A 26,388-nucleotide genomic window follows, 5' to 3' on the forward strand; every position below is an offset into this window, starting at 1 on the left:
CCATCCTTCCCAGCCGTTCCCCGTCCCCCCGTCCCTCCCCACCCCTCCCCACCGTCCACATCCCGGGACCGCCCCAAACCGGCTCGCGTACCCACCCCCCTCCTCCCATACGCTTGTCCCGTGACCCCCGTCGAGCTCTCCCGTACCGTGCTGCGCGCGGTGCGTCGTGCTGTCGATGCCGGGGAGCTGAGCGTCGTCGTTCCCGAGCGGGCCGTCGTCACCGTGCCGGGGCCCGGAGGGGCCGGGGACTACGCCACCAACATCGCGCTGCAACTGGCCCGGCCCGCCGGGCAGCCCCCGCTGAAGGTCGCCGAGGTGCTGCGGCCGCATCTCGCCGGCGCCGAGGGCGTCACCGGCGTCGAGATCACCGGGCCCGGCTTCCTCAACATCAGCCTCGACCGTGCCGCCGCCTCCACCGCCCTCGTCCGGCGGATCCGCCGCGAGGGAATCCGGTACGGGCACACCGGCGCCCTCACCGGGCAGGTCTACGTGCTGCGTGTGCCGTACGAGGTCCGTGCCGAGGTGATCGCCGACGTGCTCGCCCGGATCGTCGGCTCGCAGGGCGGACGGGTCGAGGTGGAGCACCGGGAGCCCGCCAACGTCCGGCCCGTTCCCGCCCCGGAGGATCCCACCCCGCTCGGGCCCGACGCCGCCCGCTGGGCCCTGTTGCACCCCGCTCCGCACGACCGGCCCCGTGTCACCGCCGACCATCTGGTCCAGCGGGAGAGCAACCCTCTCTTCCGGGTCCGGTACGCCCACGCCCGCACCCGGGCCACCGTCCGCAACGCCGCCGACCTCGGATTCTCCGCCGAGCCGGGCGAGCCCACCGAGCCGGGCGTGCCGATCGCGCAGGCCGCGCAGGCCGCGCCCGCCACCCCGTCCGGCGTCCCCGCGACCCTTCTCCCCCTCCTCGCCGACTACCCCCGCCTCCTCGCCACCGCCGCCCCCCTGCCCCGGCCCGACGGCATCGGTACGCCCGGGCGGCTCGCCCGGCAGCTGGTCGCCGTCGCCGACGCCACGCTCGATCTGCTCCCCGCCACCCTGCCCCGCGGTGACGAGAAACCCTCGGCCGCCCACCGAGCCCGGCTCGCGCTCGCCGAAGCCGCCGGGACGGTGCTGGCCGGCGGCCTGTCCCTGCTCGGCATCGACGCACCCGACCACCTCTGAAAGAGCACGCCGAAGATGAGCCGTTCCGCCCACCCCGCCGGGCCCCGTCACGCCGATGTCCTCACCGAGGGCCACTACTCCGCCCCGCCGACCGACCTCAACGCCCTGGACGCCAAGGTGTGGGCGCAGACGGTCGCGCGCGACGACGACGGCGTCGTCACCGTCGGCGGTGTCGACGTCAAGACGCTCGCCGAGGAGCACGGCACCCCCGCCTACGTGCTCGACGAGGCCGACTTCCGGGCCCGTGCCCGTGCCTGGCGCACCGCGTTCGGGGCCGACGCCGACGTCTTCTACGCCGGCAAGGCGTTCCTCTCCCGCGCCGTCGTGCGGTGGCTGCACGAGGAGGGACTCAACCTCGACGTCTGCTCCGGCGGCGAACTCGCCACCGCGCTGTCCGCCGGGATGCCCGCCGACCGGATCGCCTTCCACGGCAACAACAAGTCGAAGGAAGAGATCCACCGTGCCATCGAGGCCGGCGTGGGCCGGATCGTCCTCGACTCCTTCCAGGAGATCGTGCGGGTCGCCCACATCGCGCAGTCCCTCGGTACGCGGCAGCGCGTGCAGATCCGGATCACGGTCGGGGTCGAGGCGCACACGCACGAGTTCATCGCCACCGCCCACGAGGACCAGAAGTTCGGGATCCCGCTGGCGGGCGGGCAGGCCGCGGAGGCCGTCCGGCGTGCCCTTCAGCTCGACGGGCTCGAGCTGATCGGGATCCACAGCCACATCGGGTCGCAGATCTTCGACATGTCCGGCTTCGAGGTCGCCGCGCACCGGGTGGTCGGGCTGCTCAAGGACATCCGTGACGAGCACGGGGTGGAGCTGCCGGAGATCGACCTCGGCGGCGGTCTCGGGATCGCGTACACGAGCGACGACGATCCGCGTGAGCCGCACGAGATCGCCAAGGCGCTGACCGAGATCGTCACCCGTGAGTGTGAGGCCGCGCGGCTGAGCACTCCGCGGATCTCCGTCGAGCCCGGGCGCGCGATCGTCGGTCCCACCGCGTTCACGCTCTACGAGGTCGGCACCATCAAGCCGCTGGACGGGCTGCGGACGTACGTCTCCGTCGACGGCGGGATGTCGGACAACATCCGTACCGCGCTGTACGACGCCGAGTACAGCGTCGCCCTGGTCTCCCGCACCTCCGACGCCCCGCCGATGCTCGCCCGGGTCGTCGGCAAGCACTGCGAGAGCGGGGACATCGTGGTCAAGGACGCGTTCCTGCCGGCCGACCTGGCACCGGGTGACCTGATCGCCGTACCGGCGACGGGCGCGTACTGCCGGTCCATGGCGAGCAATTACAACCACGTGCTGCGGCCGCCGGTCGTCGCCGTGGCCGACGGCGCGTCGCGGATCATCGTCCGCCGGGAGACCGAGGAGGATCTGCTGCGCCTCGACGTCGGGTGAGCCCCGGTGGCCGAACGGGCGAGTGGGCGGACGGGCGCGTGGCGCGTGGGCGAGCGGGCGGCGGGTTGAAGCGGAAAAGGAAAGAAAGAAGGGGGCGGGAGAATCTTCTGTCTGCCGCCCCTGTGAAAATGAAATACATGTCTCACAATCCGGACCAGGGGCAGAAACTCCGGTCCGGTGAGTGAGACTGGACCAACCGTAGACGGTATGAGGAAACGAGGTCGGATGATGCGTACGCGTCCGCTGAAGGTGGCGCTGCTGGGCTGTGGAGTGGTCGGCTCAGAGGTGGCGCGCATCATGACGACGCACGCCGACGACCTCGCCGCGAGGATCGGCGCCCCCGTGGAACTCGCGGGTGTGGCCGTACGGCGGCCCTCCAGGGTCCGTGAGGGCATCGACCCGGCCCTCGTCACCACCGACGCGACCGCCCTGGTCAAACGCGGGGACATCGACGTCGTCGTCGAGGTCATCGGCGGTATCGAGCCCGCCCGCACCCTCATCACCACCGCCTTCGAGCACGGCGCCTCCGTCGTCTCCGCCAACAAGGCCCTCCTCGCCCAGGACGGCGCGGCCCTGCACGCGGCCGCCGGTGAGCACGGCAAGGACCTCTACTACGAGGCCGCCGTGGCCGGCGCCATCCCGCTGATCCGGCCGCTGCGCGAGTCCCTCGCCGGCGACAAGATCAACCGGGTGATGGGCATCGTCAACGGGACGACCAACTTCATCCTCGACAAGATGGACTCCACGGGCGCCGGCTACCAGGAAGCCCTCGACGAGGCCACCGCCCTCGGATACGCGGAGGCCGACCCGACCGCCGACGTCGAGGGTTTCGACGCCGCCGCCAAGGCCGCCATCCTCGCCGGGATCGCCTTCCACACGCGCGTGCGCCTCGACGACGTCTACCGCGAGGGCATGACCGAGGTCACCGCGGCCGACTTCGCCTCCGCCAAGGAGATGGGCTGCACCATCAAGCTGCTCGCCATCTGCGAGCGCGCGGCGGACGGCGGATCCGTCACCGCCCGGGTGCACCCCGCCATGATTCCGCTGACCCACCCGCTCGCCTCGGTGCGCGGCGCCTACAACGCCGTGTTCGTCGAGTCGGACGCGGCCGGTCAGCTCATGTTCTACGGCCCCGGCGCGGGCGGTGCCCCCACCGCCTCCGCCGTGCTCGGCGACCTCGTCGCCGTCTGCCGCAACCGGCTCAGCGGGGCGACGGGGCCCGGCGAGTCGGCGTACGCCGCCCTGACGGTGTCGCCCATGGGCGATGTCGTCACGCGCTACCACATCAGCCTGGACGTGGCCGACAAACCGGGTGTTCTCGCCCAGGTGGCCACCGTGTTCGCCGAGCACGGGGTGTCCATCGATACGGTGCGCCAGCAAGGACGGCAGGACGGAGGCGGCGAGGCGTCCCTCGTCGTCGTCACCCACCGCGCGTCCGACGCCTCCCTCACCGGGACCGTCGAGGCGCTGCGCAAGCTCGACACCGTGCGGGGTGTCGCCAGCATCATGCGGGTCGAAGGAGAGTAACCAGCAATGACTCACCAGTGGCGCGGAATCATCGAGGAGTACCGGGACCGGCTGCCGGTTTCCGACAGCACGCCCGTCGTGACGCTCCGCGAGGGCGGCACGCCTCTCGTGCCCGCGCAGGTGCTCTCCGAGCGCACGGGCTGCGAGGTCCACCTCAAGGTGGAGGGCGCCAACCCGACCGGGTCGTTCAAGGACCGCGGTATGACCATGGCCATCACCCGGGCCAAGGAGGAGGGTGCGAAGGCCGTCATCTGCGCCTCCACCGGCAACACCTCCGCCTCCGCCGCCGCCTACGCGGTGCGCGCCGGGATGGTCTGCGCCGTACTCGTCCCGCAGGGCAAGATCGCGATCGGCAAGATGGGCCAGGCGCTCGTCCACGGCGCGAAGATCCTCCAGGTCGACGGAAACTTCGACGACTGCCTCACGCTCGCCCGTGCGCTGAGCGACAACTACCCGGTGGCGCTGGTCAATTCGGTGAACCCGGTGCGCATCGAGGGGCAGAAGACGGCCGCGTTCGAGATCGTGGACATGCTGGGCGACGCCCCGGACATCCACGTCCTGCCGGTCGGCAACGCGGGCAACATCACCGCGTACTGGAAGGGCTACAAGGAGTACGCCGCCGACGGTGTCGCCGCGAAGACCCCCCGTATGTGGGGTTTCCAGGCGTCCGGCAGCGCCCCGATCGTGCGCGGCGAGGTCGTCAAGGACCCGTCGACCATCGCCACCGCCATCCGTATCGGCAACCCGGCGTCCTGGCAGTACGCGCTGGCCGCGCGGGACGAGTCCGGTGGGCTCATCGACGAGGTGACGGACCGTGAGATCCTGCGCGCCTACCGGCTGTTGGCCGCTCAGGAGGGTGTCTTCGTGGAGCCCGCCTCCGCCGCGTCCGTGGCCGGTCTGCTGAAGGCCGCCGAGCAGGGCCTGGTCGATCCGGGCCAGCGGATCGTCTGCACGGTCACCGGCAACGGCCTGAAGGACCCCGACTGGGCCGTCGCCGGTGCCCCGCAGCCGGTCACCGTTCCGGTCGACGCGGCGACGGCCGCCGAGCGCCTCGGACTCGCGTAACCGCACCCGGACCGCCCCCGGGCCCGCTGGTGCGAGCCCGGGATCCGGCCCTGGTGACCGGGCGCCCCGGGCGCCCCGGGAGCGACCCGGCGGGGGGTTTCCCGGTCGGGGGTGCACGGGGGGCTTGCGACACGCATCGTGCGCCTCCTGTGCGCCCTATGTCGCCGCAGAACCTTCCTTCGATAGGCTGTACTGAACCCGCCTGCCGCATATGCCGCAGTGCCGCGCAGCGACCGTGTCGTCGACGTCGTCGATCGAGGCGATGTAGTCGACGTGGTCGCCGCGCCGCCGTCGCGGCCCCAGGGTCCCCCCGCACGTATCGAATGTCATTCGACAATCACGCAGCTCAAGGAGAGTCATCGCGAGATGGCCGGTCCCGCCTTCCGCGCCGCCGCCGTACGGGTGCGCGTTCCCGCCACCAGCGCCAACCTCGGCCCGGGCTTCGACGCCTTCGGCCTCTCGCTGGGTCTCTACGACGACGTCGTCGTCCGGGTGGCCGACTCCGGGCTGCACATCGACATCGCGGGGGAGGGCGGTGAGACGCTGCCGCGCGACGAGAAGCACCTCCTCGTCCGGTCCCTGCGCACCGCCTTCGACGTCCTCGGCGGCCAGCCGCGCGGCCTGGAGATCGTCTGCGCCAACCGCATCCCGCACGGCCGGGGCCTCGGTTCCTCCTCCGCCGCGATCTGCGCGGGCATCGTCGCCGCGCGCGCGGTGACCATAGGCGGCGAGAACAAGCTCGACGACGCGGCCCTCCTGGAGCTCGCGACCGAGATCGAGGGCCACCCCGACAATGTCGCCGCCTGTCTGCTCGGCGGATTCACCCTGTCCTGGATGGAGTCCGGCGCCGCGCGGGCGATCAGGATGGAGCCCGCCGATTCCATCGTTCCGGTGGTTTTCGTGCCCGGGAAGCCGGTACTGACCGAGATGGCGCGCGGACTGCTGCCGCGCACCGTGCCGCATGTCGACGCCGCCGCCAACGCGGGCCGTGCCGCCCTGCTCGTCGAGGCGCTGACCAGGCGCCCCGAGCTGCTGCTGCCCGCCACCGAGGACCGGCTGCACCAGGAGTACCGCGCCCCCGCCATGCCGGAGAGCGCCGCCCTGGTGGAGCGGCTGCGCGGCGACGGGATCCCCGCGGTGATCTCGGGTGCCGGCCCCACCGTGATGGCGTTGGCCGACGCGGAGACGGCCGACAAGGTCGAGGCCCTGGCGGGCGCGGACTGGGCCGCGAACCGGCTGGCCCTGGACCTGCGGGGCGCCAGCGTGCTGCCGCTCGCACCGGCCGGTGAAACGCATTCCGGCGACATTTAGTGCTCGGTTGCCGGATTTCGAGAGGGGGAATGTTTGTTGGATCCGGTAGTGTTAACCTCAAGTCTGCACCCGACCCCACCATGGCGAGGTGCTTCACGTCCCCGTCCGGGACAGACATTCTTCCGGGAGCTCCCCAAGCCGCACTGCGTTCCGTATGTCGTATCTGGGCAATACGCCGTACACCGACGCTGAGCGGTCCACAGGGCACGCTCCGGAATCGGTGCTACCACGCCACGTGACACTCGGTGCCACGGCTCGTCGAGGAAGCGCCATCACCAGCAAATTTTCCTCCGCCGCTTCGGGCGGACAACCGCCCCGGCTTCGCCACAGCAAGGACCGAAGTCGGACAGCACAACCGGTCGCCGAGCCAGACAGGCCGACGTCCGCTCCAGGGAAGGACCCTTCGTGAGCGACACCACCGATCTGATGGGCGCACGTGTCGAGGAGACCGCTGCCGCGCCCGCCACGGACGCCTCCGCGCCTGCCACCGGTGCCGGCTCCCGGCGGCGCCGCGGTACCGGCCTCGAGGGCATGGTGCTGGCCGAGCTTCAGCAGGTCGCATCCGGCCTCGGCATCAGGGGCACCGCGCGGATGCGCAAGAGCCAGCTGATCGAGGTCATCAAGGAGGCGCAGGCCGGAGCCGGTGCCGCCCCGGCGAAGGCCGCCGCTCCCGCGGGGGACCCGGCCGCCGAGACCAAGCCCAAGCGCCGCGCCACCTCCAAGGCCCGGACGGGCGACGACGCCGCCGAGAAGAAGGCGGACGCCCCCAAGGCCGCCGAGGCCCCCGCCGAGAAGGCCGTGGCCCAGCAGCAGATCGAGATCCCCGGCCAGCCGGCCGGTGCCGACGCCCCCGTCGAGCGTCGCCGTCGCCGCGCCACCGCCGAGGCGGGCAGCCCCGAGACGGTCGCGGCAGAGGCGAAGAGCGAGCCCAAGGCCGAGTCGCCCGCGCAGGCCAGGACGGCCGACGCCGCCGACGCCGGTGACGCCGAGGGCCGTCGCCGTGACCGCCGTGAGCGTGGCCGCGACCGCGGTGAGCGCACCGAGCGCGGTGACCGTGACCGCGGCGAGCGCGGTGACCGTCGCGGCAAGGGCGACGAGCAGCAGGGTGGCCAGCAGCGCGGCCAGCAGACCCAGCAGCAGAGCCGTCAGGACCGCAACGCCGGTCCGCAGGACGACGACGACTTCGAGGGCGGCCGCCGTGGCCGTCGTGGCCGCTACCGCGACCGCCGTGGCCGCCGTGGGCGTGACGAGATCGGCACCGCCGAGCCGCAGCTCGCCGACGACGACGTCCTGATCCCCGTCGCGGGCATCCTGGACATCCTCGACAACTACGCGTTCATCCGGACCTCCGGCTACCTTCCGGGCCCGAACGACGTGTACGTCTCCCTCGCCCAGGTCCGCAAGAACGGCCTGCGCAAGGGTGACCACATCACCGGCGCGGTCCGTCAGCCCAAGGAAGGCGAGCGCCGCGAGAAGTTCAACGCGCTGGTCCGCCTGGACTCCGTCAACGGCATGGCGCCCGAACACGGCCGTGGCCGCCCGGAGTTCAACAAGCTGACCCCCCTCTACCCGCAGGACCGCCTCCGTCTGGAGACGGACCCGGGCGTGCTGACCACGCGGATCATCGACCTCGTGTCGCCGATCGGCAAGGGCCAGCGCGGTCTGATCGTGGCCCCGCCGAAGACCGGCAAGACCATGATCATGCAGGCGATCGCCAACGCGATCACCCACAACAACCCCGAGTGCCACCTGATGGTCGTCCTGGTCGACGAGCGTCCGGAAGAGGTCACCGACATGCAGCGGTCGGTGAAGGGCGAGGTCATCTCCTCGACCTTCGACCGCCCGGCCGAGGACCACACCACGGTCGCCGAGCTGGCCATCGAGCGCGCCAAGCGCCTGGTGGAGCTGGGTCACGACGTGGTCGTCCTGCTCGACTCGATCACCCGCCTGGGCCGCGCGTACAACCTCGCCGCCCCGGCCTCCGGCCGCATCCTGTCCGGTGGTGTCGACTCGACCGCCCTGTACCCGCCGAAGCGCTTCTTCGGTGCGGCCCGCAACATCGAGGACGGCGGATCTCTCACGATCCTCGCCACCGCCCTTGTGGACACCGGGTCCCGCATGGACGAGGTGATCTTCGAGGAGTTCAAGGGCACCGGCAACATGGAGCTCAAGCTCGACCGGAAGCTCGCCGACAAGCGCATCTTCCCGGCGGTGGACGTCGACGCGTCCGGCACCCGCAAGGAGGAGATCCTGCTCGGTGCCGAAGAGCTGGGCATCGTGTGGAAGCTGCGCCGGGTGCTGCACGCGCTCGACTCGCAGCAGGCGATCGAGCTGCTTCTCGACAAGATGAAGCAGACGAAGTCGAACGCCGAGTTCCTGCTCCAGATCCAGAAGACGACGCCGACGCCGGGCAACGACTGATCCCGCGCCGAACGCCGTACCAGAGGGCCGCTCCCGTCACCGGGGGCGGCCCTCCGCGTTGTCCGTGGCCGTTGTTAGGATCACGCCCTTCGGTCAGCTCGTCGAGCGGGTACCGACACCGAACTTCTTGATCCCGAGGGGGGACTCGAGTGGGTACACCCACGTCCGGGGGCCGACACAGACGCCGGATACGTTTCGCACTGCCCGTCGCCGCGGCGACCCTGGCCGCCGCCGTCGGCGGCGTGCTGCTGATGTCGACGGCCGACGCGGCCACGGCGGCGCCGACACCGGTACGGACCTCGCCGTCGACCGCCGAGATCGACGCGCGCCTCGCGATCGCGCTCGACGGTGACGAGATCGCGGGCGAGTCGTCCTCGAAGGCGTCGCAGAGCGCGAGCACCGGCACCGCCTCCGTGGACCCGAAGATCATCGGCGGCTCCACGACGACGATCGCCAACGCGCCCTGGATGGCCCAGCTCTGGTACGGCGACGACCGCGGCACCACCACCACCAGGGACGACATCGGCTTCTTCTGCGGCGGCGCCGTCGTCGCCCCGACGAAGATCCTCACCGCCGCGCACTGCGTCAAGGGCTACGACTGGAAGGCCCACGGCGTCGTCGTCACCGGCACCGCGCAGCTGCTGTCGGAGGACGCCGGCGGCAACCTCGACCTGCACGGCGGCACCGCCCGCGGGGTCTGGCGGCAGTGGAACTACCCGTCGTACAACGACGTGACCATCGACAACGACATCGCCCTGCTGACCCTGCCGACCCCGGTCAAGGCGACGCCGATCCCGATGACGACCGCCGGTGACACCGCCTCGTACACGGCGGGCACCCCGGCCAAGGTCTTCGGCTGGGGCCGCACCAGCTCCACCAGCCAGGACATCTCGGACCTGCTGAAGACGGCCGAGCTGCCGATCCAGTCCAACGCGACCTGCTCGGACGCCTACGGCTCCGACTTCGTCGCGGGGCACATGGTGTGCGCGGGCGAGCCCGCCACCGGCTCCGACACCGGCACCACCTCCGCCTGCAACGGCGACTCCGGCGGCCCGCTCGTGGTCGGCGGCAGGATCGTGGGCGTGGTGTCGTGGGGCGTGCGGGACTGCGTCGCGGCAGGCGCGTACAGCGTCTTCAGCAAGGTCACCACGTATGTCGGCGCGACCTACCCGCGCGTCGACGACACCAACCTCACCGGCGACAACTACGCCGACGTGTGGGTGCGCAACTCCTCCAGCAAGACCGGCTACGAGCTGCCGTCCAAGGGCAGCTCGCTGGGCTCCCGCGCGTCCTGGGGTTCGTACTCGGCCTGGAACCTGGTCGTGCAGACGGACCTCGACCGGGACGGCTTCCAGGACCTGATCCAGCGCCGCACCTCGGACGGCGACGTCTACTGGCGGCACTACGTGCCGTCCAGCGGCAGCTGGGTCAGCAACCTGCTTGCCGACAACTGGAAGACCCGCCTCGCGATCGTCGCCCCCGGTGACGTCACCGGCGACACCCTGCCGGACGTGCTCTCCGTCGACTCCGCGGGCGTGCTGTGGATCCACCCGGGCCTGGGCAACGGCAAGATCGGGACGGCCGTGAAGGCCGGCACCGGCTGGAACCAGTACAACGTCGTGCGCGGTCACGGCGACTTCAACAACGACGGCCGCGCGGACCTGCTGGCCCGCAACAAGAGCACCGGTGCGGTGTACCTGTTCAAGGGCACCGGCCAGGCCGGCACGGGCGCCTTCGCGGCCGGTCTGAAGGTCGCCACCTGGGCCACCACGACGTACAACGTCTTCGACACCGTCGGGGACGTCAACGGCGACGGCAAGGCCGACCTGCTGACCCGCACGCCCGCCGGAACGCTGTACCTCTACAAGGGGACCGGTAAGAACACCAGCGAGATCTTTGCCACAAGGGTGTCGCTCGGTACCGGTTTCCAGCAGTACGACCTCTTCGGCTGAGTTCGGCCGAACGCGCAGGTGAGCGGGGTCTGCCCCGCCCCTGCGGACACGCTCTGTGCCCGAACCCCCGCGGTTCGGGCACAAAGCGTCGTGCAACCCTGTCCCGAGTTTCCCCGTCTGACCAGGCGGAGTGACGATGGTGAGGTTGCACGAGAACAGAGGAGCACATGTCTGCCGAGAGCACACCGGAGCCCGGCATACCGGGGGAGACCGGCACGAGCGACGGTCCGCGCCACCGTAAGGAGCGGGGCCGGCGCAAGGGCCTGCTGATCATGGCCTGGACGGCCGCGGGGATCGTGGTCCTGGGCGGCACCGGCGCGGGCTATCTGTACTTCAAGCTCAACGGCAACATCAAGAGCGTCGACATCGACCAGGCACTGGGCACCGACCGGCCGACGAAGGTCGACAACGGCTCCGAGAACATCCTGGTCCTCGGCTCGGACACCCGCTCCGGCGCCAACAAGAAGCTCGGCGGCGGCACCGACGACGGCAGCGCCCGTTCCGACACGGCGATGATCGTCCACGTCTACGAGGGCCACAAGAAGGCCAGCGTGGTCTCCATTCCGCGCGACACCCTGATCGACCGGCCGCGGTGCACCGACACCCAGGGCGTCACACACGACGCGGGCAACGGCGTGATGTTCAACTCCGCGTACTCGACCGGAGGCGCGGCCTGCGCGGTGAAGACAGTCGAGTCGATCACCGGCATCAGGATGGACCACTACCTCGAGGTCGACTTCTCCGGCTTCGAGAAGCTCATCGACGAGCTGGGCGGCGTGGAGGTCACCACCACCAAGGCCATCGACGACCCCGACAGCCACCTGAAGCTCGAGGCCGGCACGCACACCCTCGACGGCGAGCAGGCCCTCGGCCTGGTCCGTACCCGGCACGGCGTCGGGGACGGCTCCGACCTCGGCCGCATCCAGCTCCAGCAGGCCTTCATCAAGGCGCTGGTCGAGCAGGTGCGCCACGTCGGCCTCTTCACCAACCCGAAGAAGCTGTACGACCTCGCCGACACCGCGACGAAGGCGGTCACCACCGACTCCGACCTCGGCACGGTCAACTCCCTCATGTCCTGGGCCAACGGCCTCAAGGGCATCAAGTCGTCGAACATGCACATGGTCACGATGCCGGTCGGGTACGACCCGGCCGACCCCAACCGTGTCGTCGTCCTGGAGTCCAAGGCCGAGCAGGTCTGGACGGCCCTGAAGAACGACCGGCCGATCCCCGCCTCCGCCACCGAGGGCAACGCCACGGGCGAGGCGGCGGGCGTCGTGACGGCGTCGTAGCCGTCCTGGGAATAGATCCGCGCACCCCCCGGTTTTGGGGGATGGCGCCAGTCCTGGCAGACTGGTACGTCGGCTCCGGTTCACGTCCCCGTATCCCGCGGTGGCGACCCGGCGCCCTCCCGAAACTAGGAGACACCTTGAAGCGCGACATCCACCCCGAGTACGTCGAGACGCAGGTCAGCTGCACCTGTGGCGCCTCGTTCACCACCCGTAGCACGATCGACAGCGGCACCATCCGCGCCGACGTCTGCTCCGAGTGCCACCCGTTCTACACGGGCAAGCAGAAGATCCTCGACACCGGTGGCCGTGTGGCCCGCTTCGAGGCCCGCTTCGGCAAGGCTGCCGGCTCCAAGAAGTAGCGAGCCCCATTTCGCCGGTCCACGGCCGTGCCCCCGCCCGGGGCACGCCGGGACCGGCGTTTTTGGTCGCCCGCCTTCCCCTTCCCGCGCAGCACAGCAGTACAGGAGCCCAAGATGTTCGAGGCAGTCGAGGACCTCCTCGGTGAACACGCCGACCTGGAGAAGAAGCTCGCCGACCCGTCGGTCTTCGCCGACCAGGCCAACGCGCGCAAGCTCAACAAGCGTTACGCCGAGCTCACTCCGATCGTCGCCACGTACCGCTCCTGGAAGCAGACCGGCGACGACGTCGAGACCGCGCGCGAGTTCGCCGCCGCCGATCCCGACTTCGCCGCCGAGGTCAAGGTGCTGGAGCGGCAGCGCGAGGACCTGACGGAGAAGCTGCGGCTGCTCCTCGTCCCGCGCGACCCGAGTGACGACAAGGACGTCATTCTGGAGATCAAGGCGGGTGCGGGCGGCGACGAGTCCGCGCTGTTCGCCGGCGACCTGCTGCGCATGTACCTGCGCTACGCCGAGCGCGTCGGCTGGAAGACCGAGATCATCGACGCCACCGAGTCCGAGCTGGGCGGCTACAAGGACGTCCAGGTCGCGGTGAAGACCAAGGGCGGCCAGGGGGCCACCGAGCCCGGGCAGGGCGTCTGGGCCCGGCTGAAGTACGAGGGCGGTGTGCACCGCGTGCAGCGGGTGCCGGCGACCGAGTCGCAGGGCCGGATCCACACCTCCGCCGCCGGTGTGCTCGTCACGCCCGAGGCGGAGGAGGTCGAGGTCGAGATCAACCCGAACGACCTCCGCATCGACGTCTACCGTTCCTCCGGGCCCGGCGGGCAGTCCGTCAACACCACCGACTCCGCGGTGCGCATCACGCACATTCCCACCGGAGTCGTCGCTTCCTGCCAGAACGAGAAGAGCCAGCTGCAGAACAAGGAGCAGGCGATGCGTATCCTGCGCTCCAGGCTGCTCGCGGCGGCGCAGGAGGAGGCGGAGCGGGAGGCCGCCGACGCCCGCCGCAGCCAGGTCCGCACCGTCGACCGCTCCGAGAAGATCCGCACCTACAACTTCCCGGAGAACCGCATCTCGGACCACCGCGTGGGCTTCAAGTCGTACAACCTGGACCAGGTCCTGGACGGCGAGCTCGACGCGGTGATCCAGGCCTGCGTCGACGCGGACTCGGCCGCGAAGCTCGCGGCCGCGTAAGGCTACGCACGCACGAGTACGACACGGAGGACTTGCGTGAACCTGCTGCTCGCAGAGGTGGCCCAGGCCACCCAGCGGCTGGCCGACGCCGGCGTGCCCTCGCCGCGCAACGACGCGGAGGAGCTCGCCGCGTTCGTGCACGGCGTGAAGCGCGGTGAACTCCACTCCGTGAAGGACTCCGACTTCGACGCCCGGTACTGGGAGGTCATCGCCCGGCGCGAACAGCGTGAGCCGCTTCAGCACATCACCGGACGGGCCTACTTCCGGTACCTGGAGCTCCAGGTCGGCCCCGGCGTCTTCGTGCCCCGTCCCGAGACCGAGTCGGTCGTCGGGTGGGCCATAGACGCCGTCCGCGCCATGGACGTCGTGGAACCCCGCATCGTCGACCTGTGCACGGGCTCCGGCGCCATCGCGCTCGCCCTCGCCCAGGAGGTCCCGCGCTCGCGCGTGCACGCCGTGGAGCTGTCCGAGGACGCCCTGGTGTGGACCCGCAAGAACATGGAGGGCTCCAGGGTCGACCTGCGCCAGGGCAACGCCCTGGACGCCTTCCGGGACCTCGACGGCCACGTCGACCTCGTCGTGTCCAATCCGCCGTACATCCCGCTGACCGAGTGGGAGTACGTCGCTCCCGAGGCGCGGGACTACGACCCCGACCTGGCCCTGTTCTCCGGCGAGGACGGCCTCGACCTCATCCGCGGCCTGGAACGGACCGCGCACCGGCTGCTGCGCCCCGGTGGTGTCGTCGTCATCGAGCACGCCGACACCCAGGGCGGGCAGGTCCCGTGGATCTTCACCGAGGAGCGGGGCTGGGCCGACGCGGCCGACCACCCGGACCTCAACAACCGCCCCCGCTTCGCGACCGCCCGCAGGGCGATGCCGTGAGCACCCCCCAGACTTCCGACCAGCAGTACGTGCACGAGGAGGCCCGCTAGACATGGCTCGGCGATACGACACCAACGACGCGACCGACCGTGTGACCGGTCTGCGCGAGGCCGCGTCCGCCGTCCGCCGTGGCGAGCTCGTGGTCCTCCCGACCGACACGGTGTACGGCATCGGCGCCGACGCGTTCACCAAGGAGGCCGTCGGCGACCTGCTGGAGGCCAAGGGCCGGGGCCGCAACATGCCCACGCCCGTCCTCATCGGCTCCCCGAACACGCTGCACGGCCTCGTCACGGACTTCTCCGAGCTGGCCTGGGAGCTGGTCGACGCCTTCTGGCCCGGCGCGCTCACGCTCGTCGCCAAGCACCAGCCGTCCCTGCAGTGGGACCTGGGCGACACCCGGGGCACGGTCGCCGTGCGCATGCCGCTGCACCCGGTCGCCATCGAGCTGCTCACCGAGGTCGGCCCGATGGCCGTCTCCTCGGCGAATCTGACGGGCCACCCGGCGCCGGAGAACTGCGACTACGCCCAGGAGATGCTCGGCGACTCCGTCTCCGTCTACCTCGACGGCGGCCCCACCCCCGGCAACGTGCCGTCCTCGATCGTCGACGTCAGCCGCGAGGTGCCCCTGCTGCTGCGTGAGGGGGCGATCTCCGCGGACGAGCTGCGGAAGGTGGTACCCGACCTCGAGGTGGCGAATTGACAGCCCCTGACGCGGGGCGTGGCATAGGCAACGGGGAACGTGCCGCGGAGATCACGACGACCTTTGTCGGGCTTCCGCGCGACAGCTTCCGCATCCTCCACGTCAGCACAGGCAACGTCTGCCGCTCGCCCATCACCGAGCGGCTGACCCGGCATTTCGTGGCGCAGCGGCTCGGCGTGCTGGGCGGCGGCCTGATCGTGGAGAGCGCGGGCACCTGGGGCCACGAGGGCGCGCCCATGGAGACCAACGCGGAGACCGTGCTGGCCGACTTCGGCGCGGACGCCACCGGCTTCACCGGCCGTGAGCTGCTCGACGAGCACGTCATCATGGCCGACCTGGTGCTCACCGCGACCCGCGACCACCGCGCCCAGGTCATCTCCATGGGCCACTCGGCGGGGCTGCGCACCTTCACCCTGAAGGAGTTCACCCGGCTGGTGAACGCGATAGACCCGGCCACCCTGCCGCCCCTGGAGGAGGGCGTGGTCCTGCGGGCCCGTGCGCTGGTGCGTGCGGCGGCGGCGCTGCGGGGGTGGCTGCTCGCCCCGACGGCGGAGGCGGACGAGGTGTACGACCCGTACGGGGCGCCCCTGCCGTTCTTCCGGTCGATCGGCGACGAGATACACCAGGCGCTGGACCCGGTGGTGACGGCGCTGACGGGTGTCCCGGCCCGGATGTAGGCGGTAGCGGGCGTCCCTCGCCCCCCGGGCCTACATTGGACGTACGTCATCGTCGACGCCCCCGGAGTCCACCATGTCGGTCGTCCATGTCCCCGAGACCGATGTCCTGCGCCGGCAGGATCCCGAACTGGCGGAGATCCTGTACGGGGAACGGGAGCGGCAGGCGACCACGCTCCAGCTGGTCGCCGCGGAGAACTTCACCTCGCCCGCCGTGCTGGCCGCGCTGGGCTCGTCGCTGGCCAACAAGTACGCGGAGGGCTACCCCGGCGCCCGGCACCACGGCGGCTGCGAGATCGTCGACGTCGCCGAGCGGATCGCCGTGGACCGCGCGAAGGCCCTGTTCGGGGCCGACCACGCCAACGTACAGGCGCACTCGGGATCGTCGGCCGTGCTGGCCGCGTACGCGGCGCTGCTGCGGCCCGGGGACACCGTCCTCGCCCTCGGGCTGCCCTACGGCGGGCACCTCACCCACGGGTCGCCGGCGAACTTCTCCGGCCGCTGGTTCGACTTCGTCCCCTACGGGGTGGACGCCGAGACCGGGCTCATCGACTACGAGCAGGTCCGCACTCTGGCCCGGACGCACCGCCCCAAGGCGATCGTGTGCGGGTCCATCGCCTACCCGCGCCACATCGACTACGCCTTCTTCCGCGAGGTCGCCGACGAGGCGGGCGCCCATCTGATCGCCGACGCGGCCCACCCGATCGGACTGGTGGCCGGCGGAGCGGCGCCCAGTCCGGTGCCCTACGCCGATGTGGTGTGTGCCACCACGCACAAGGTGCTGCGGGGGCCGCGCGGCGGGATGATCCTGTGCGGGAGCGAGCTGGCGGAGCGGGTGGACCGGGCGGTGTTCCCGTTCACCCAGGGCGGCGCGCAGATGCACACCATCGCCGCGAAGGCGGTGGCGTTCGGGGAGGCGGCGACACCGGCGTTCGCCGCGTACACCCATCAGGTGGTCGCCAACGCCAGGGTTCTGGCGGCCGGACTGGCGGCCGAGGGGCTCCATGTCACGACCGGCGGGACCGACACCCATCTGATCACCGCGGACCCGGCGCCGCTGGGCGTCGACGGGCGGGCCGCGCGCGGTCTGCTGGCCGCCGCCGGGATCGTGCTGGACTGCTGCGCGCTGCCGCACGCCCACGACCGCGGGCTGCGGCTGGGCACAGCCGCGGTGACCACCCAGGGGATGCGGGAGGGGGAGATGGCCCGTGTCTCGGCGCTGATGGCGAGGGTGCTGCGCCAGGAGACCGCGGCACAGCGGGCCAGGGCGGAGGTGCGCGAGCTCACGGGCGCGTTCGCGCCGTATCCCGGCTGAAACGGGGTACGCGCATGGCTGGACGTGCCCCCGTGCGCCCGAACTCACAGCCGCACATGCAACCATCGTCGCTACCCGGAAGTCCCCACACATATGCGCCGCGTGTGAGTCGATCGCTAGGGTGTGGGGCTGAGATGGCCAGCGAGACCTGTGGGGAAGCCCGTGCGTGAATACCTGCTGACGCTCTGCGTCACGGCCGCGGTGACGTATCTGCTGACAGGGCCGGTACGGAAGTTCGCGATCGTGGCGGGAGCGATGCCGGAGATCAGGGCCCGTGACGTGCACCGGGAACCCACTCCGCGGCTCGGCGGGATCGCCATGTTCTTCGGGCTGTGCGCGGGCCTGCTGGTCGCCGACCACCTCACGAACCTCAACGAGGTCTTCGAGAAGTCGAACGAGCCGCGCGCGCTGCTCTCCGGGGCCGCGCTGATCTGGCTGATCGGCGTCCTGGACGACAAGTTCGAGATCGACGCCCTGATCAAGCTGGGCGGCCAGATGATCGCCGCGGGCGTGATGGTCATGCAGGGTCTGACGATCCTGTGGCTGCCCATCCCGGGCGTCGGCACGGTCGCGCTCACCCAGTGGCAGGGCACCCTGCTGACGGTGGCGCTGGTCGTGATCACCATCAACGCGGTCAACTTCGTGGACGGTCTCGACGGCCTGGCCGCCGGCATGGTGTGCATCGCCTCGGCCGCGTTCTTCATGTACGCCTACCGCATCTGGTACTCGTACGGCATCGAGGCCGCCGCCCCGGCGACGCTGTTCGCGGCGATCCTGATGGGCATGTGCCTGGGCTTCCTGCCGCACAACATGCACCCGGCGCGGATCTTCATGGGCGACTCGGGGTCGATGCTGATCGGGCTGGTGCTGGCCGCCGGCGCGATCTCCGTCACCGGACAGGTCGACCCGGATCTGATGAACCTGTACACGAACTCCGAGCGCAGCGCGGTGCACCAGATGGTGCCGGTCTACATCCCGCTGGTGATGCCGCTGACGATCATCGCGATCCCGGCCGCCGACCTGATCCTGGCGATCGTGCGCCGGACCTGGCGCGGCCAGTCGCCGTTCGCCGCGGACCGCGGGCATCTGCACCACCGGCTGCTGGAGATCGGCCACTCGCACAGCCGTGCGGTGATGATCATGTACTTCTGGTCGGCGCTGATCGCGTTCGGCACGCTCGCCTACTCCGTCAACGCGGGAGCCATGTGGATCGTCCTCGGTGTCGTGTTCCTCAGCGCGCTGGGCCTGGTGCTGCTCCTGCTGCCGCGCTTCACGCCGCGGGCCCCGCGCTGGGCCGAGGCCTTCGTGCCGCCGCGCTACCGCCGCCGCGGGGCCGTGGCGGCCCTCCAGGGGGCCGTGCAGGCCGCCGCCGGGGAGGCGGGGGAGCCGGGGCCGGGGGAGTCCGAGGCGGCGCGTACGCCGGTCGCCGCGGGGGTCTCCGGGGTCAACGGAGCGACCGCGATCGGGCCTCGCTCGCGGTCGGCAAGGTAAGAATCTGACGAGAGCATTGCCAACTCGTGGGGAAGTCGCGGGTGGGCAAATCTGCCCAATACCAGACATCCCGCCGCTGTTCCTGCACAGGCGCGCGCTGTCACTCTCATGTGTGACAGCAAGCACACCATCCAGGTAAAGACCTCATCAAATAGTTTGTGATACGGTTCACGAGAACCCCGGATGGAACCGAAGGACCGTAGTGCGACGGTCCTCTGGAGCGAGGACGGCGTGAGGTCAATCGCCCCTCGAACCGGGACTACGCTCGTCCATGACGACACCCCTGCCCCCTTTGAAAGCGGAGTTGCCGCCATGCCGTCCAACGACGTCCGGATCCTGGCCCAGGCCGCCGTGCCCACAGCCGCCGTCGGCGCGATCGCCGTCGTCATCAGCGGTGTGGTCGCGGGGGGCAAGGGAGCCATCGGAGCCGCCGTCGCCACGGTCCTGGTGATCGCCTTCATGGGGCTCGGGCTGTACGTCCTGAACCGCACCGCCAAATCGCTTCCGCATCTTTTCCAGGCGATGGGCCTCATGCTCTACGCGGCGCAGATTCTGCTGCTGTTCATCTTCCTGGCCGCGTTCAAGAACACCACGCTCTTCAACCCCCGGGCCTTCGCCATCACGCTCGTCGCCGGCACCCTCGTGTGGATCGCCGCGCAGACGCGCGCCCACATGAAGGCCAAGATCCTTTACGTCGAACCCGATTCGAGCTCCTCCGCGACCTCCTCGAAGGGCGAGAAGCCCGAAAACTCGGGGCACTCGTCGTGAGGGGTAGGGCCGGGATAAAGACGTCTGAGAGATCCTGCTATCGTCCGGTGCCAACTGCGGCATCGCGGGCGCGGGCATCCGAGCTGACGCCTGCTCAATCGCGAGGCGAGATGCCCCCAAGCCGCCCCCACATCAGAAACACCAGTCCCGTGCCGAAACGCGGCCGCACGCCGCGCCGACACAACGAGGTTGCCGTACACATGCGCCACGACGAAGGAGCCCGCGGTGAGTGCTGACCCGACGCAGGTGCTCGCTTTCGAGACCGACTGCCACCTGTTCGACGGTTGTGGCTTCCCGGCTCCGGGCCTGCACTCGTTCATGTTCGAGCCGCTCTGGGGCGACGCCGACGGCAACGGCCTCTACTTCAACAAGCCGATGCTGCTGGCCCTGCTGGGCTCCATCATCGTGGTCGGCTTCTTCTGGGCCGCGTTCGCCCGGCCGAAGCTCGTCCCCGGCAAGCTCCAGATGGTCGCCGAAGCCGGCTACGACTTCGTCCGCCGCGGCATCGTCTACGAGACGATCGGCAAGAAGGAGGGCGAGAAGTACGTCCCCCTGGCCGTCTCCCTGTTCTTCTTCATCTGGATGATGAACCTCTGGTCGATCATCCCCGTCGCCGCCTTCCCGGTGACGGCGATCATCGCCTACCCGGCGATCCTGGCCCTGCTGGTCTACATCACCTGGGTCTCGCTCACCTTCAAGCGTCACGGCTTCGTCGGTGCGTTCAAGAACTTCACCGGCTACGACAAGTCGCTGGGCCCGGTGCTCCCGCTGGCCATGACCATCGAGTTCTTCTCGAACCTGCTGGTCCGCCCGTTCACGCACGCGGTGCGACTCTTCGCGAACATGTTCGCCGGTCACACCCTGCTGCTGCTGTTCACCATCGCCACCTGGTACATGCTCAACGGCATCGGGATCGCCTACTCCGCCGTCTCCTTCACGATGGTCATCGTGATGACGGCCTTCGAGCTCTTCATCCAGGCCGTTCAGGCGTACGTCTTCGTCCTCCTGACCTGCACCTTCATTCAGGGCGCGCTCGCCGAGCACCACTGAGCACCGCCTCTTTCGAAACCCCCGCACTCGTCCGGTGGCCAACCCCCACCGGTCCGTAAAGAGAAGGAAGAACTGGCATGTCCAACCTTGCTGCTGTCACCGGTGACCTCGGTTCCGTCGGTTACGGTCTTGCGGCCATCGGCCCCGGCGTCGGCGTTGGCATCATCTTCGGCAACGGCACCCAGGCCCTCGCCCGCCAGCCCGAGGCGGCCGGTCTGATCCGCGCCAACCAGATCCTCGGCTTCGCGTTCTGTGAGGCGCTGGCCCTCATCGGTCTCGTCATGCCGTTCGTCTACTAAGACGAGCCCTGACCGACCCTTTCGACGAAAGGCACTGATGTGACATCCGCCCTGGTTTTCCTGGCGGCTGAGGGCGAGAAGGAGAACCCCCTCATCCCGCCGTGGCCGGAAGTTGTCATCGGCCTCATCGCTTTCGTCATCGTCTTCGGCTTCCTCGCCAAGAAGCTCCTTCCGACCATCAACAAGGTCCTGGAAGAGCGTCGCGAGGCCATCGAGGGCGGTATCGAGAAGGCCGAGGCCGCACAGACCGAGGCCCAGAGCGTTCTTGAGCAGTACAAGGCTCAGCTCGCCGAGGCCCGGCACGAGGCCGCGCGTCTGCGCCAGGAGGCGCAGGAGCAGGGCGCGACGCTCATCGCTGAGATGCGCGCCGAGGGCCAGCGACAGCGCGAAGAGATCGTTTCCGCCGGTCACACCCAGATCGAGGCCGACCGCAAGGCCGCCGCTTCGGCGCTGCGCCAGGACGTCGGCAAGCTCGCCACCGAACTGGCCGGCAAGCTCGTCGGCGAGTCCCTCGAGGACCACGCCCGCCAGAGCCGCGTCATCGACCGCTTCCTCGACGAGCTCGAGGAGAAGGCCGAGGCGTCGCGATGAACGGAGCGAGCCGCGAGGCCCTGGCAGCCGCACGTGAGCGTCTCGACGCGCTGACGGACTCCACGTCCGTGGACGCCGCGCAGCTCGCCGGCGAGCTGGCGGCCGTCACCGCGCTGCTCGACCGCGAGGTGTCGCTGCGTCGGGTCCTGACCGACCCGGCGCAGGCCGGCGAGGGCAAGGCCGAGCTGGCCCAGCGCCTGCTCGGCAACCAGGTCAGCGGCACGACCAGCGACCTGGTGTCCGGTCTGGTGCGTTCCCGCTGGTCGCAGTCGCGCGACCTGGTGGACGCGCTGGAGGAGCTGGCGACCATCGCCGACCTCACCGCCGCGCAGCGGGCCGGCACGCTCGACAACGTCGAGGACGAGCTGTTCCGCTTCGGGCGGATCGTCTCCTCCAGCACCGAGCTGCGCGCCGCACTGACCGACCGGAAGGCCACCGCCTCGGCCAAGAGCGAGCTGCTGCGCAGCCTGCTCACCGGCCGCGCCGACGCGGCCACCGAGCGTCTGGTGACGCGCCTTGTGACCGCGCCGCGTGGACGTAGCCTGGAAGCGGGACTCGAGTCCCTGTCCAAGCTGGCCGCCGAGCGCCGCGACCGCGTCGTGGCCGTGGTCACGTCGGCCGTGCCGCTGAGCGACTCGCAGAAGCAGCGCCTCGGCGCCGCCCTCGCGAAGCTCTACGGCCGCCGTATGCACCTCAACCTCGACGTGGACCCCGCGGTCCTCGGCGGGATCCGGGTGCGGGTGGGCGACGAAGAGATCAACGGCTCCCTCGCGGACCGTATCGAGGACGCCACTCGCCGTATGGCGAGCTAGCAGCAACTCAAGACCGCAGTACGAACTGATGGCGGCCCTGGTTGGGCCGTGCAGAGGATTCACCTCTTTCAGGGGGGAGTCCCCATCCCCCCAAAGTGAAACTTCGGGCCCAACAAGGAGAGCAGGGAACCCAGATGGCGGAGCTCACGATCCGGCCGGAGGAGATCCGGGACGCGCTGGAGAACTTTGTCCAGTCGTACAAGCCGGACGCGGCCTCGCGCGAAGAGGTCGGTACGGTCACCCTTGCCGGCGACGGCATCGCGAAGGTCGAGGGCCTCCCCTCGGCCATGGCCAACGAACTGCTGAAGTTCGAGGACGGCACCCTCGGCCTCGCGCTCAACCTCGAAGAGCGCGAGATCGGCGCCGTCGTCCTCGGCGAGTTCAGCGGTGTCGAGGAGGGGCAGCCGGTCACCCGTACCGGCGAGGTGCTCTCCGTGGCTGTCGGCGAGGGCTACCTCGGCCGCGTCGTCGACCCGCTCGGCAACCCGATCGACGGCCTCGGCGAGATCGAGACGTCCGGCCGCCGTGCCCTGGAGCTGCAGGCTCCGGGTGTCATGGCCCGTAAGTCGGTGCACGAGCCGATGGAGACCGGCTACAAGGCCGTCGATGCCATGACCCCGGTCGGCCGTGGTCAGCGTCAGCTGATCATCGGTGACCGCCAGACCGGCAAGACCGCCCTGGCCGTCGACACCATCATCAACCAGCGCGACAACTGGCGCTCCGGTGACGTGAACAAGCAGGTCCGCTGCGTCTACGTCGCCATCGGCCAGAAGGGCTCGACCATCGCCTCCGTGCGTGGCGCCCTCGAAGAGGCCGGCGCGCTGGAGTACACGACCATCGTCGCCGCCCCGGCGTCCGACCCGGCCGGCTTCAAGTACCTGGCGCCGTACACCGGTTCGGCCATCGGTCAGCAGTGGATGTACGAGGGCAAGCACGTCCTCATCATCTTCGACGACCTCTCGAAGCAGGCCGACGCCTACCGCGCCGTGTCGCTGCTGCTGCGCCGCCCGCCGGGCCGCGAGGCCTACCCGGGCGACGTCTTCTACCTGCACTCCCGTCTGCTGGAGCGCTGCGCGAAGCTCTCCGACGACCTGGGCGCCGGCTCGATGACGGGTCTGCCGATCGTCGAGACGAAGGCCAACGACGTGTCGGCGTTCATCCCGACCAACGTCATCTCCATCACCGACGGCCAGTGCTTCCTGGAGTCGGACCTGTTCAACGCCGGTCAGCGCCCCGCGCTGAACGTCGGTATCTCCGTCTCCCGAGTCGGTGGTTCCGCGCAGCACAAGGCGATGAAGCAGGTCTCCGGGCGTCTGCGCCTCGACCTCGCCCAGTACCGTGAGCTGGAGGCGTTCGCCGCCTTCGGTTCCGACCTGGACGCCGCGTCGAAGTCGCAGCTGGAGCGCGGTCAGCGACTGGTCGAGCTGCTCAAGCAGGCTCAGTACCAGCCGATGCCGACCGAGGACCAGGTCGTCTCCGTGTGGGCCGGTACCACCGGCAAGATGGACGACGTCCCGGTCGCCGACATCCGCCGCTTCGAGAAGGAGCTCCTGGAGTACCTGCACCGCAAGGAGCAGGGCCTCATGACCTCCATCAAGGAGGGCGGCAAGATGTCGGACGACACCCTCATCGCCATTGCCGACGCGATCGCCGAGTTCAAGAAGCAGTTCGAGACCTCGGACGGCAAGCTTCTCGGCGAGGACGCCCCGGCCGCGGCCAAGTGACGTAAGGAAGGGACCTGACTCATGGGAGCCCAGCTCCGGGTCTACAAGCGTCGCATCCGATCCGTCACCGCGACCAAGAAGATCACCAAGGCGATGGAGATGATCGCCGCCTCGCGTGTCGTCAAGGCGCAGCGCAAGGTGGCGGCCTCCACGCCGTACGCGGCCGAGCTCACCCGCGCGGTCACGGCGGTCGGTACCGGCTCGAACACGAAGCACGCGCTGACCACGCAGGCCGAGACGGTCGTGCGGTCCGCGGTGCTGCTCCTGACGAGCGACCGTGGTCTCGCCGGCGCCTTCAACTCCAACGCCATCAAGGCCGCGGAGCAGCTGACGGCGCGCCTCGAGGCCGAGGGCAAGCAGGTCGACACGTACATCGTCGGCCGGCGTGGTCTCGCGCACTACAACTTCCGCGAGCGCAAGGTCGTGGAGTCGTGGTCGGGCTTCACGGACGAGCCGACGTACGCGGACGCCAAGAAGGTCGCGGCCCCCCTGATCGAGGCGGTCGAGAAGGACACGGCGGAGGGCGGCGTGGACGAGATCCACATCGTCTTCACCGAGTTCGTCTCGATGATGACGCAGACGGCGCTCGACGACCGTCTGCTGCCGCTCAGCCTCGACGAGGTGGCCAAGGAAGCAGCCCCCAAGGGCGAGATCCTTCCGCTGTACGACTTCGAGCCCTCGGCGGAGGACGTCCTCGACGCCCTTCTGCCGCGCTATGTGGAGAGCCGCGTCTACAACGCGCTCCTCCAGTCGGCAGCCTCGAAGCACGCCGCCACGCGGCGCGCGATGAAGTCGGCGACCGACAACGCAGGAGAGCTCATCGAGACGCTCTCCCGCCTTGCCAACGCGGCCCGCCAGGCCGAAATCACCCAGGAAATCAGCGAGATCGTCGGTGGCTCCGCAGCCCTGGCCGACGCGACCGCGGGGAGTGACAGGTAATGACGACGACAGTTGAGACGGCCGTTGCCACGGGCCGCGTCGCCCGGGTCATCGGCCCGGTCGTCGACGTGGAATTCCCCGTCGACGCCATGCCGGAGATCTACAACGCCCTTCACGTCGAGGTGGCCGACCCGGCCCAGGACGGCGCGAAGAAGACGCTGACCCTGGAGGTCGCCCAGCACCTGGGTGACGGCCTGGTCCGCACCATCTCGATGCAGCCCACCGACGGTCTGGTCCGCCAGGCGCCCGTCACCGACACCGGCACGGGCATCACCGTCCCGGTCGGCGACTTCACCAAGGGCAAGGTGTTCAACACCCTCGGTGAGGTGCTGAACGTCGACGAGCAGTACGAGGGCGAGCGCTGGTCCATCCACCGCAAGGCCCCGAACTTCGACGAGCTCGAGTCGAAGACCGAGATGTTCGAGACCGGCGTCAAGGTCATCGACCTGCTGACCCCGTACGTCAAGGGCGGCAAGATCGGTCTGTTCGGTGGTGCCGGCGTCGGCAAGACGGTGCTCATCCAGGAGATGATCTACCGCGTCGCCAACAACCACGACGGTGTCTCCGTGTTCGCCGGTGTCGGTGAGCGCACCCGTGAGGGCAACGACCTCATCGAGGAGATGGCCGACTCGGGCGTCATCGACAAGACCGCCCTGGTCTTCGGTCAGATGGACGAGCCCCCGGGCACCCGTCTGCGCGTGGCCCTGGCCGGTCTGACCATGGCGGAGTACTTCCGCGATGTGCAGAAGCAGGACGTGCTGTTCTTCATCGACAACATCTTCCGCTTCACGCAGGCCGGTTCCGAGGTCTCGACCCTGCTCGGCCGTATGCCCTCCGCGGTGGGCTACCAGCCGAACCTGGCCGACGAGATGGGTCTCCTCCAGGAGCGCATCACCTCGACCCGTGGTCACTCGATCACCTCGATGCAGGCGATCTACGTCCCCGCGGACGACCTGACCGACCCGGCCCCGGCCACCACGTTCGCCCACCTCGACGCGACGACGGTTCTCTCCCGTCCGATCTCCGAGAAGGGCATCTACCCGGCCGTGGACCCGCTGGACTCCACGTCCCGCATCCTGGACCCGCGCTACATCGCGGCGGACCACTACAACACCGCCATGCGCGTCAAGACGGTGCTGCAGAAGTACAAGGACCTCCAGGACATCATCGCGATCCTCGGTATCGACGAGCTGGGCGAGGAGGACAAGCTCACCGTCCACCGCGCCCGTCGCGTGGAGCGCTTCCTGTCCCAGAACACCCACGTCGCCAAGCAGTTCACCGGCGTCGACGGTTCGGACGTTCCGCTGGACGAGTCGATCGTGGCGTTCAACGCGATCATCGACGGCGAGTACGACCACTTCCCGGAGCAGGCGTTCTTCCTGTGCGGTGGCATCGAGGACCTGAAGGCCAACGCCAAGGAGCTGGGCGTCTCCTGAACTCGCTGAGTTCGCAGT

Annotated in this window: 23 protein-coding genes; all 23 read left to right on the plus strand. The window is 69.9% G+C overall.

Annotation, left to right across the window (positions count from 1 at the left end; translation table 11 throughout):
- Positions 1–120: 120 nt before the first annotated feature.
- The 23 genes from nrtL (at position 121) to atpD (ending at position 26,370) form a co-directional block, all read left to right on the plus strand.
- On the plus strand, positions 121–1,167 hold the full coding sequence (gene nrtL / locus IE275_RS06535; RefSeq protein WP_189708496.1) for an ArgS-related anticodon-binding protein NrtL: 1,047 nt from the start codon (positions 121–123) through the stop codon (positions 1,165–1,167).
- A 15-nt stretch (positions 1,168–1,182) separates the two neighbouring features.
- Entirely contained in the window at positions 1,183–2,574 is a 1,392-nt protein-coding gene (gene lysA, locus IE275_RS06540) for a diaminopimelate decarboxylase (protein WP_189708498.1), read from the plus strand.
- Between the two features lie 228 nt (positions 2,575–2,802).
- On the plus strand, positions 2,803–4,101 hold the full coding sequence (locus IE275_RS06545; RefSeq protein WP_189708760.1) for a homoserine dehydrogenase: 1,299 nt from the start codon (positions 2,803–2,805) through the stop codon (positions 4,099–4,101).
- 6 nt (positions 4,102–4,107) lie between these two features.
- Complete coding sequence (gene thrC / locus IE275_RS06550) at positions 4,108–5,166, plus strand: threonine synthase (RefSeq protein ID WP_189708499.1); 1,059 nt, start codon at positions 4,108–4,110, stop codon at positions 5,164–5,166.
- Positions 5,167–5,532: 366 nt separating this feature from the next.
- The gene (gene thrB, locus IE275_RS06555; protein WP_189708501.1) at positions 5,533–6,477 is read left to right on the plus strand and encodes a homoserine kinase; all 945 of its coding nucleotides are present in this window, start codon (positions 5,533–5,535) and stop codon (positions 6,475–6,477) included.
- A gap of 405 nt (positions 6,478–6,882) precedes the next feature.
- On the plus strand, positions 6,883–8,898 hold the full coding sequence (rho, locus tag IE275_RS06560) for a transcription termination factor Rho (protein WP_189708503.1): 2,016 nt from the start codon (positions 6,883–6,885) through the stop codon (positions 8,896–8,898).
- Between the two features lie 149 nt (positions 8,899–9,047).
- Complete coding sequence (locus IE275_RS06565) at positions 9,048–10,850, plus strand: trypsin-like serine protease (RefSeq protein WP_229870127.1); 1,803 nt, start codon at positions 9,048–9,050, stop codon at positions 10,848–10,850.
- A 167-nt stretch (positions 10,851–11,017) separates the two neighbouring features.
- A complete protein-coding gene (locus tag IE275_RS06570; RefSeq protein WP_189708505.1) occupies positions 11,018–12,139 on the plus strand; it encodes an LCP family protein in 1,122 nt (373 codons plus the stop codon).
- Positions 12,140–12,276: 137 nt separating this feature from the next.
- Positions 12,277–12,498 (plus strand): 50S ribosomal protein L31, encoded by a 222-nt coding sequence (gene rpmE, locus IE275_RS06575; protein WP_189708508.1) that lies wholly within the window; start codon positions 12,277–12,279, stop codon positions 12,496–12,498.
- 114 nt (positions 12,499–12,612) lie between these two features.
- Entirely contained in the window at positions 12,613–13,689 is a 1,077-nt protein-coding gene (prfA, locus tag IE275_RS06580; protein ID WP_189708510.1) for a peptide chain release factor 1, read from the plus strand.
- 36 nt (positions 13,690–13,725) lie between these two features.
- The gene (gene prmC / locus IE275_RS06585; RefSeq protein WP_189708512.1) at positions 13,726–14,571 is read left to right on the plus strand and encodes a peptide chain release factor N(5)-glutamine methyltransferase; all 846 of its coding nucleotides are present in this window, start codon (positions 13,726–13,728) and stop codon (positions 14,569–14,571) included.
- Positions 14,572–14,623: 52 nt separating this feature from the next.
- A complete protein-coding gene (locus tag IE275_RS06590) occupies positions 14,624–15,271 on the plus strand; it encodes an L-threonylcarbamoyladenylate synthase (protein ID WP_189708514.1) in 648 nt (215 codons plus the stop codon).
- Positions 15,268–15,948, plus strand: coding sequence for an arsenate reductase/protein-tyrosine-phosphatase family protein (locus IE275_RS06595; protein WP_189708516.1), 681 nt, complete (start codon positions 15,268–15,270; stop codon positions 15,946–15,948). The genes IE275_RS06590 and IE275_RS06595 overlap by 4 nt, the downstream gene beginning before the upstream one ends.
- Before the next feature lie 73 nt (positions 15,949–16,021).
- Positions 16,022–17,260, plus strand: coding sequence for a serine hydroxymethyltransferase (gene glyA, locus IE275_RS06600; protein WP_189708518.1), 1,239 nt, complete (start codon positions 16,022–16,024; stop codon positions 17,258–17,260).
- 162 nt (positions 17,261–17,422) lie between these two features.
- Positions 17,423–18,751 carry an MraY family glycosyltransferase gene (locus IE275_RS06605; protein WP_189708520.1) on the plus strand — a complete coding sequence of 443 codons (1,329 nt, stop codon included), beginning with the start codon at positions 17,423–17,425 and terminating at the stop codon, positions 18,749–18,751.
- Between the two features lie 312 nt (positions 18,752–19,063).
- Positions 19,064–19,519 (plus strand): Cg1360 family ATP-synthase-associated protein, encoded by a 456-nt coding sequence (locus IE275_RS06610; RefSeq protein ID WP_189708764.1) that lies wholly within the window; start codon positions 19,064–19,066, stop codon positions 19,517–19,519.
- Between the two features lie 225 nt (positions 19,520–19,744).
- Positions 19,745–20,569: a F0F1 ATP synthase subunit A gene (gene atpB / locus IE275_RS06615; RefSeq protein ID WP_189708522.1), complete on the plus strand. Its 825-nt coding sequence runs from the start codon at positions 19,745–19,747 to the stop codon at positions 20,567–20,569.
- Between the two features lie 77 nt (positions 20,570–20,646).
- Entirely contained in the window at positions 20,647–20,868 is a 222-nt protein-coding gene (gene atpE / locus IE275_RS06620) for an ATP synthase F0 subunit C (protein WP_004925497.1), read from the plus strand.
- 39 nt (positions 20,869–20,907) lie between these two features.
- Positions 20,908–21,459, plus strand: coding sequence for a F0F1 ATP synthase subunit B (locus IE275_RS06625; protein ID WP_189708524.1), 552 nt, complete (start codon positions 20,908–20,910; stop codon positions 21,457–21,459).
- Complete coding sequence (locus tag IE275_RS06630; protein WP_189708526.1) at positions 21,456–22,271, plus strand: F0F1 ATP synthase subunit delta; 816 nt, start codon at positions 21,456–21,458, stop codon at positions 22,269–22,271. The genes IE275_RS06625 and IE275_RS06630 overlap by 4 nt, the downstream gene beginning before the upstream one ends.
- 134 nt (positions 22,272–22,405) lie before the next feature.
- Positions 22,406–23,995 (plus strand): F0F1 ATP synthase subunit alpha, encoded by a 1,590-nt coding sequence (gene atpA, locus IE275_RS06635; protein ID WP_189708528.1) that lies wholly within the window; start codon positions 22,406–22,408, stop codon positions 23,993–23,995.
- Between the two features lie 21 nt (positions 23,996–24,016).
- Positions 24,017–24,934, plus strand: coding sequence for a F0F1 ATP synthase subunit gamma (locus IE275_RS06640; RefSeq protein WP_189708530.1), 918 nt, complete (start codon positions 24,017–24,019; stop codon positions 24,932–24,934).
- The gene (atpD, locus tag IE275_RS06645) at positions 24,934–26,370 is read left to right on the plus strand and encodes a F0F1 ATP synthase subunit beta (protein WP_189708532.1); all 1,437 of its coding nucleotides are present in this window, start codon (positions 24,934–24,936) and stop codon (positions 26,368–26,370) included. The genes IE275_RS06640 and atpD overlap by 1 nt, the downstream gene beginning before the upstream one ends.
- Positions 26,371–26,388 lie beyond the last annotated feature (18 nt).

Origin of the sequence: Streptomyces phaeofaciens, assembly GCF_014648915.1 — a bacterium.
In the GTDB taxonomy this organism is placed as follows: Bacteria; Actinomycetota; Actinomycetes; order Streptomycetales; family Streptomycetaceae; genus Streptomyces; species Streptomyces phaeofaciens.